Source organism: Staphylococcus intermedius NCTC 11048, from assembly GCF_002902385.1.
In the GTDB taxonomy this organism is placed as follows: Bacteria; Bacillota; Bacilli; order Staphylococcales; family Staphylococcaceae; genus Staphylococcus; species Staphylococcus intermedius.
This window is the reverse complement of record NZ_PPQH01000123.1, coordinates 1-671: the sequence shown is the minus strand read 5'-3', so window position 1 is coordinate 671 and position 671 is coordinate 1. Positions and strand designations below refer to the sequence as shown.

Sequence of the window (671 nt, the reverse complement as noted above, 5' to 3'; positions counted from 1 at the left end):
ATGACCCAAATCGCCTATATTTATATACACCATTGTATAGTGAGCAATTATCAACCGAAGAATTTTTAGAAGAAAATAAAGAGAAAGATAATACTGTAAAACGTAAGCAAAAATTTGTATTAGTACCCCCTGAAAAATCTATGAAGGGGTGCCTTTATAAGGTCCAAGGGGTGAAAAATGCAGTCGGCAATGGTTTAAATATGCAGTCTAGTAATACTGATTTTAGTAATACTGTTATAAGTAATACATTTAATTCTATGTATTTAGAGAGTAGTAGATTATCACAAACAGAAGACACAGAGAACACTTATGAATTAACTCGAAAAACAATGAAATTAAAATCATTTAATTTCTCAAAACCGTTAAACAGCTATCTTATGAATTTCTCATCAAATGATTTAGGTATTGTCTTGAAAAAAATGGTCTCTGCTAAAAACCACTACAACGAAAACTATGATACAAACTTCTCTTTAGAAGATATTGATGCTGAATTATTAGCTATGCTAAAACGTATTAAAGTTGTTATTCATGATAAAAATAGTACAGTCGAAGCTATGGAGGGCTATTTCTATCAAAGCACCATCAATGAATTTAAAACATATGAAATTAAGCAAATCGAAGAGCAATGTAATAATGATTACGAAACGCCCGAAGAATTTGAAATTCGTTGG

The 671-nt window shown here is 30.3% G+C and carries 1 pseudogene; it reads left to right on the top strand.

Annotated elements, in window-relative coordinates:
- A pseudogene (locus CD138_RS14565) lies at positions 1–671 on the top strand (hypothetical protein); the annotation flags it as partial.